General features: G+C 66.3%; 7 protein-coding genes. 1 reads left to right on the top strand and 6 read right to left on the bottom strand.

The window, feature by feature from the left end:
• Positions 1-72: 72 nt before the first annotated feature.
• The 4 genes from RMO40_RS17635 to RMO40_RS17620 form a co-directional block, all read right to left on the bottom strand.
• On the bottom strand, positions 73-567 hold the full coding sequence (locus tag RMO40_RS17635; protein ID WP_309724232.1) for a response regulator: 495 nt from the start codon (positions 565-567) through the stop codon (positions 73-75).
• Positions 564-1,739 carry a DUF5666 domain-containing protein gene (locus tag RMO40_RS17630; protein WP_309724230.1) on the bottom strand — a complete coding sequence of 392 codons (1,176 nt, stop codon included), beginning with the start codon at positions 1,737-1,739 and terminating at the stop codon, positions 564-566. The genes RMO40_RS17635 and RMO40_RS17630 overlap by 4 nt, the downstream gene beginning before the upstream one ends.
• Positions 1,736-2,641, bottom strand: a complete 906-nt coding sequence (locus tag RMO40_RS17625; RefSeq protein ID WP_309724228.1) for a DUF6502 family protein — start codon at positions 2,639-2,641, stop codon at positions 1,736-1,738. Before RMO40_RS17625 ends, RMO40_RS17630 begins: the two co-directional genes overlap by 4 nt.
• Before the next feature lie 92 nt (positions 2,642-2,733).
• On the bottom strand, positions 2,734-3,555 hold the full coding sequence (locus RMO40_RS17620; RefSeq protein WP_309724226.1) for a zinc-dependent peptidase: 822 nt from the start codon (positions 3,553-3,555) through the stop codon (positions 2,734-2,736).
• 165 nt (positions 3,556-3,720) lie between these two features.
• Here RMO40_RS17620 and RMO40_RS17615 point away from each other — a divergent pair, with 165 nt between their 5' ends.
• Positions 3,721-4,554 (top strand): MBL fold metallo-hydrolase, encoded by an 834-nt coding sequence (locus RMO40_RS17615; RefSeq protein WP_309724224.1) that lies wholly within the window; start codon positions 3,721-3,723, stop codon positions 4,552-4,554.
• Positions 4,555-4,581: 27 nt separating this feature from the next.
• Here RMO40_RS17615 and RMO40_RS17610 read toward each other — a convergent pair whose 3' ends face one another.
• Positions 4,582-4,974 carry a hypothetical protein gene (locus tag RMO40_RS17610; RefSeq protein WP_309724222.1) on the bottom strand — a complete coding sequence of 131 codons (393 nt, stop codon included), beginning with the start codon at positions 4,972-4,974 and terminating at the stop codon, positions 4,582-4,584.
• Positions 4,975-5,089: 115 nt separating this feature from the next.
• The coding region (gene katG / locus RMO40_RS17605; protein ID WP_309724221.1) for a catalase/peroxidase HPI at positions 5,090-6,950 on the bottom strand (1,861 nt) is incomplete at its 5' end.

Below are 6,950 nucleotides of genomic sequence, written 5' to 3'. Positions count from 1 at the left end.
GGCGGCGAACGCGGCCAAGAGGGCCAGTGCCTTACAAAGATTCGAGTGTGAGGTAGTCATCTGGATGTTCCTTCAAGGGTGAACAGGTGTGCGCGCTTGCGCCCGGGTTGGGGCAAAACGTGACACCAATTCGGCCAGCGTGCCGGCCGAAAAGGGTTTGAGCATCACAGCGTTCATGCCGGCTTCGACATAACGTGCGCGCTCGTCGTGCATGGCGCTGGCGGTCACCGCCACGATGGGTGTGGCCGCGCGGCCGTTGTCGTGCTCCCAACGGCGGATCTGGTGGGTGGCCTCGATGCCGTTGGTCACCGGCATCAGGTAGTCCATCAGCACCAAGGCATAACGGTGGGTCTTGACCGCTTCGATCGCTGCCGCGCCGTCGGTGACCAGGGAGGGTGCCACACCCAGGTGCTCGAGCATCAAGGTGAGCAACAGGGCTTGCACCGGGTCGTCTTCGACCACCAGCACATGCGGCGTGGCCTGGCCGGCAGTGAAGGTGGGCGCGTCGCCAGGCTCGCGCCACAGCGGTGTGCGGCGCGTCGGGGTGAGTGGGGTGAGTTGGTTCATCGTTCGAAACGGATCTGCCGTGCCTGCAAGCCCACACCGCCTGCCGAGGGTGTGCCACGTACTTCAACTCGTGCGCCCACCATCAGGTTGACCTCTCTGCCGGCTGCAAACACCGTCCGGTTGTCGTAAGTCACGGTCACGCCGCGCAACACGAAGGTTTGGGCCGGTGTGTCAACCGATTCGATGGCGCCGTTCAGCTCGAACTCCTGGTCACCGCCGCGCTTGAAGTCGACCTCGCTTGCGACCAGCACGCCGTTGCGCATCACGCCTTCCACCTCGACGCGCACGCCGTTGGCCAGATCGTTGGGGTCGCCGTGGCGAAATCTCACGCCCGGCCCGCTCGCGTCGACCGGAATGCCGGCCACCGAGAAGTTCGCGCTGCTGACGAAGCCGCTGACAAAACCTTCGAGTTCGGCCTCGCCCGCCTCAGGGAAGTTGCGTTGCGAGGTGTACACCGAGCTCGCCACCCAACGGCCGGCCACCGGCGTGTTCTGCAGGGTGACACGCACCGACAGGCCGTTGGCCAGCCGCGGCAGCGCGGGTGGCGCGATGCTGCCGTAGTCGATCAACGCACTGCCGATCGAGAAGCTGTGGTTGTCGACGGTGTCGAGCGCGCTGATGCGGCCGCGCAGCTTGTAGGCGGCGAGCGTCGCCCGGCGCTCGATGCGGGTGGCGGTGTAGACCGCCGTGGTGGTGTCATAAAACGCAAACACCTCGACCAGGTCACCGGCCAGCACACCGGCCAGGCCGTTGGCGTAGCCGCCGAAGAGCGTGTCGACGTCGACCCGCACCTGCTGCCCCAGCACCACCAGTTGGCCCGCCAGCAGGTTGACCGACTCCACCGGGCCGGCGATCTCGTTGCCATACTGGATGCGGTAGGCCACGCCGGTGCCGCTGTTGCCGCGCCGCTCGCCGGTCACTTCCACCACCATGCCGAGTTTCAGGTCACTGCGCGCGCGGAGTGCGCCGTCGTCGTCGACGATGCTGGCCTGGCTGTCGTCGTAGCGCACGCCGTTGACGATGACCGAGCCAAAGCCCGAGATGCGGCCGGTCGACGTGGTCTGGGCCGTCTGGCCGGTGCCGCCGCTGTCAACACCGCCACAGGCCGTGGCCAGTGCGGCCGTGGCCAGCAGCGCCGCCAAGGCGCGCCATATTGAATGGGTGAGTGTCATGCGGAGCTCCTCGGTCGGGCCGGCGTGGCGTGTGTCGCGGCGGGTTCGGGTGCGGTGGGCGGGGCCATCGCTTCGCTGTAGGCATAAAGGCCGATGCGCAGCCGCTGGTCTTGCACACGCTGCTGGGCTTTGTCGTCGTCGATCAGGTTTTGCACGGCGGGCGCGAGCGTGCGCAAGAGCTGCTGCCACTGCTCGCGCACCAGCGGTTGCAGCTGGTGCACCGAGCTGCGCGAGAGCTCGTCGGCGAACAGCGCTTGTTCGAGGTGAGGTGGGGCGTCGGCCAGCACATTTGCGGTGGCGGCACGCAAGTGGTCGCCCACGTTGCTGGCCAGAAAGCCGAGCATGCGGGGCTCGTCACCGGCCGGGGCAAACCGGTCACGCAGCAGTTCGACCCGGTCCGTGGCTTGGTCGACTCGCGTCAAGCCCAGCCGGCAGAGCTCTTCGAGCAAGGTTCGCGGGTGCACGTCTTTGGTCACCGATTGCGCCAGGCTCTCGAAGCTCGGCGCGGGCCCCTGGCGCGGCAACGAGGCCAGGAACGCGTCGCCCGGCAGCACGGTCGGGTCGCTGACCCAGCGGGTGAACACCTGCGTGGCCGGCGAGCGCCGGGCCTCGGCGGTGGGCACGGTTTGCATCAGCCGGCTGACTTCGCGGCGGTTCAAGCCGGTGGCCGCGCTGACGCGGCTCACCGCGCGTGTGGCCGGCACGTCGGGGTGGGCGGCCAGGGCGGCGTCGATGAAGGCGGCGCGCAGCAGCTCGTCGAGGTCGGCATGGTGCAAGCCCCTGGCAATGGCCAGCTCGGCCAGCGGCTTCAACAAGGAGCGGCAGGCCTGCAGCAAGGCGGCCGCATTGGGTGCGGCGTCGGGGGCGGCGCTTTGTGCGGCTTGGGGGGGATCAGCACTCACGAGGCTGGAAACGGCGGTGGTCGGGTGGAGACAGTAACATGAATGTGCGTATTGCACATTTGGCTGTTGCCCCCAAAACGCCGGCCCGGCGGCTACCAGCTCAGCGGGTTCAACCGGTAGAAATGGCCCAGCTCCCGGAACAGCGCCGGGCTGTCGGTGGCCAGCTGGTGAGGCTGCTCGAAAAACACCTCCGTGGCCACCGCAAAAAACTCCGCCGGGTTGGTGGCGCCATACGAACTGAGCAGCGACGGCTGGCCCGCATCGACCTGCGCCTGCAGCCGCGCAAACTCGGCCGCCATCACCTGCGACCAGCGTGCATAACGCCTGGCGCCCGACAGCAGCGGTGCCCCATTGGCGTGGCCGTTTTCTTGATCCAGCTGGTGCGCAAACTCGTGGATCACCACGTTCTGACCGTCGTCGATCACGGCCGCACCGTCGAGCGTGTCTTGCCACGACAAGATCACCTGCCCTTGCGACCACGATTCGCCCGACAAGGCACGCCGCTGGTCTTGCAACACACCGGCGCCGTCGGTGTGCACCCGGTCGACCAGAAACGCACCCGGGTAGACGAGGATCTGCCGCAGCTCCGCAAAGTACGACGGCCGGCGCCGGTTGAGCATCAACAGGCAGGCCTGGGCGGCGATGGTCACGCGCATCTCTTCAGTGACCTCGAGCCCCGCGCAGCCGATGAACGGCTTCTCGGCCAGGAACACCTGCATGTGTTTCTTCAGCTGCAACTGCAGATCGGCCGGCATGTGGCGCACATACGGCACCCGGCGGCGCAAGATCTCGCGCCACTCGGCCGGGAATGGCCGGCGGCGGATGCGCGCGCGGCGTAATTGAGTCAGCACAGGCTGGCCGGCAAACAGCGCCACCAGCAACAGCATCAGGCCCAAAACGATGACGAGTGGCACGGGGTGGCCTTCGCTGTGACGAGACCCCGCAAGTGTGTGCGCTCGGCCGGGTTTCAAGCCGGGGCCGTGTGACGAACCGTTCGGCAAGAGTGGATTTGCAAGCTGGTGCATGCTGCTGCGCCCGCGCCACGTTGCTCTGGCCGTTCCCAAATTCAAGGAGACCCGATGAAGTTCACCCCGATCTCTTGGGCGCTTTGCGCCAGTGCCGTGATTTCGCTCTCGGCCTGCGCGCAGACACCGGCCACACCTGCCCCGGCCGATGTGCCCGAAGTGACCCTGACGCGCCTCGAATGTGGCACCGGCATCACCAACGACGTGGGCCGCTTCTCCGACACCTTCGCGATGCAGGGCGTGAAGATCCCGTTTGTCTTCAGCTGCTACCTCATCAAGCACGGCAACGACTACATGCTGTGGGACACCGGCCACGCGTTGACGGCCGGCGCCGTGGCGCCCAAGGTGAGCCTGGTCGACCTGCTGGCCCAAGTGCAGATCAAGCCCGAGCAGATCAAGTTCGTGGGCATCAGCCACTACCACGCCGACCACACCGGCCAGATGGCCTCGTTCCCTCAGGCCACCTTGCTGATCGGACCCGGCGACTGGGCCAACGTCACCTCGGCCAAACCGGTGGGCGCCAACCCCGCGTTCTTTGCCCCCTGGATCAGCGGCGGTTCCAAGCTTGAAACCGTGCCGCTCGACAAAGACGTGTTCGGCGACGGCACGGTGGTCATGCTCACCACGCCGGGCCACACCCCCGGCCACCACAGCGTGCTGGTTCGCCTGAAGGAAAAAGGCAACGTGCTGATCACCGGCGACCTGGCGCACTTTCACGAAAACTACGAATCCAACGGCGTGCCCAGCTTCAACACCAGCCGCGCCGAAACCCTGGCCTCACTCGACCGCTTCAAGAAGCTCGCGACGCAGCTGAAGGCGACAGTGATCCTGCAGCACGATGCCCGTGACGTGGCCAAGTTGCCGGTGTTTCCGGCGGCGGCGAAGTAGGTCGGCTGAACGCTTCGGAAGCGAAGGTCAGGCCTCGTCTTTCGGGCCTGACCTCAAGCGCATGAAGCCGCCGAGAGCGGCCAGCGCCAGCGAGGTCAAGGCGTAGGCCGCCATGGCGCGCGGTGATGCCCGGAACGCAAGCAAAGACAACACCGCGCCGAGTGCACCGACGACAAGAACGTGCAGCCGGGGCAAGGAGCGGGCAAACCGGGCCGCGAAGTACCCGCCTGCGACCGGCGGCACGAGAAAGCTCACAAACGCCAGGAATGACGCGATGGGGTTGCCGACGGTTTGCGGCATCGTTTCCTGGAGCACGGTCGCGAGCAAGGTGCCCACCAGAATGCCCGGCAAGACGTAGCAGGCCAGCAAGGCGAAAAACACGACCTTCCAGTCGAGAAGGCGAAGATAGGACTTGGACATCTCTGACACGGCCTGACTTGGTGGTGCGACCAATCCAGTGTGCCAGCAGCGATAGCCCGAGGCCAAAAAGAAGGCGCGGGAACACCGCGCCTTCTTGCTCAGGTGGCCGTGAAGGTCACTTCAGGTCGAAACGGTCCAGGTTCATCACCTTGTTCCACGCCGCCACGAACTCGTGCACGAACTTCGCTTGCGCGTCGCTGCTGGCGTAGACCTCGGCCAGCGCCCGCAGCTGCGAGTTGGAGCCGAAGACGAGGTCGACCACGGTGCCCGTCCACTTGAGCTCGCCGGTCACACGGTCATGCCCTTCGAGCACTCCGTCGGTGGCAGCGGACTTTTGCCACTTGGTGCCCATGTCGAGCAGGTTGACGAAGAAGTCGTTGCTCAGCGTCTCGGGCCGGTGGGTGAACACGCCGTGCTTGGACTGGCCGACGTTGGTGTTCAGTGCTCGCAGTCCACCGATCAAGACCGTCATCTCGGGCGCGGTGAGTGTGAGCAACTGCGCCTTGTCGATCAGCAGCTCGGCCGCCGCACTTTCCAGCCCCTTGCGAGCGTGGTTGCGGAATCCATCGGCGGCATGCTCCATCACAGCAAACGATTCCACGTCGGTCTGCTCCTGTGACGCATCGGTGCGGCCGGGTGAGAACGGCACCTTCACCTCGTGGCCGCCCTTCTTCGCCGCAGCTTCCACCGCGGCGCAGCCACCCAGGACGATCAGGTCGGCCAGCGAGATCTTCTTGCCGCCCGACTGTGCGGCATTGAACTCGCTCTGCACGGCTGCAAGCGTTTCCAGCACCGTGGCCAGCTCGGCCGGCTGGTTGACGGCCCAATCCTTTTGCGGCGCCAGGCGAATGCGCGCACCGTTGGCGCCACCGCGCTTGTCGCCGCCGCGGAAGGTCGAAGCCGAGGCCCATGCGGTGGTGACCAGTTGCGAGATCGACAAGCCCGAGGCGAGCAGCTTGCCCTTCAAGGCCGCCACATCCTGCTCGTCGACCAGCGGGTGGTCGACGGCGGGCACCGGGTCTTGCCAGATCAGCTCTTCTTTCGGCACCAGCGGGCCGAGGTAACGGGCGAGCGGGCCCATGTCGCGGTGGGTCAGCTTGAACCAGGCGCGGGCGAAGGCATCGGCGAACTGGTCGGGGTTCTCCAGAAAGCGCCGCGAGATCTTTTCGTAGGCCGGGTCGACGCGCAACGCGATGTCGGTGGTGAGCATCGCCGGGGCGTGGTGCTTCGACGGGTCGTGCGCATCAGGCACCGTGCCGGCGCCCATGCCATGTTTGGGAATCCATTGGTGCGCACCGGCGGGGCTCTTGGTCAGCTCCCATTCGTAGCCGAAGAGGTTCCAGAAGTAGTTGTTGCTCCAGCGTGTGGGCGTGGTGGTCCAGGTGACTTCGAGGCCACTGCTGATGGTGTCGCCACCCCTGCCCGAGCCGTGGCGGCTGTTCCAGCCGAAACCCTGGTCTTCGATGCCGCCCGCTTCGGGCTCGGCGCCCACCAGCGTGGCGTCGCCCGCGCCGTGGGTCTTGCCGAAGGTGTGGCCGCCTGCGATGAGCGCCACCGTCTCTTCGTCGTTCATTGCCATGCGCGCAAAGGTGTCGCGGATGTCGCGTGCCGACGCGAGTGGGTCGGGGTTGCCGTCGGGGCCTTCGGGGTTGACGTAGATCAGGCCCATCTGCACGGCGGCGAGCGGGTTTTCGAGGTCACGCTCGCCGCTGTAGCGCTCGGCTTCGAGCCACTTGCCTTCGGAGCCCCAGTAGATCTCTTGCTCGGGCTCCCAGATGTCGGGGCGACCGCCGGCAAAACCGAAGGTCTTGAAGCCCATCGATTCGAGGGCGACATTGCCGGTGAGGATCATCAGGTCGGCCCACGAGATCTTGCGGCCGTACTTCTGCTTGATCGGCCACAGCAGCCGGCGTGCCTTGTCGAGGTTGACGTTGTCGGGCCAGCTGTTGAGCGGCGCAAAACGCTGCGCGCCGGTG

It is taken from the genome of Rhizobacter sp. (genome assembly GCF_031412075.1).
Taxonomy (GTDB): domain Bacteria; phylum Pseudomonadota; class Gammaproteobacteria; order Burkholderiales; family Burkholderiaceae_C; genus Rhizobacter.
This window is presented reverse-complemented; position numbering and strand designations above follow the sequence as displayed.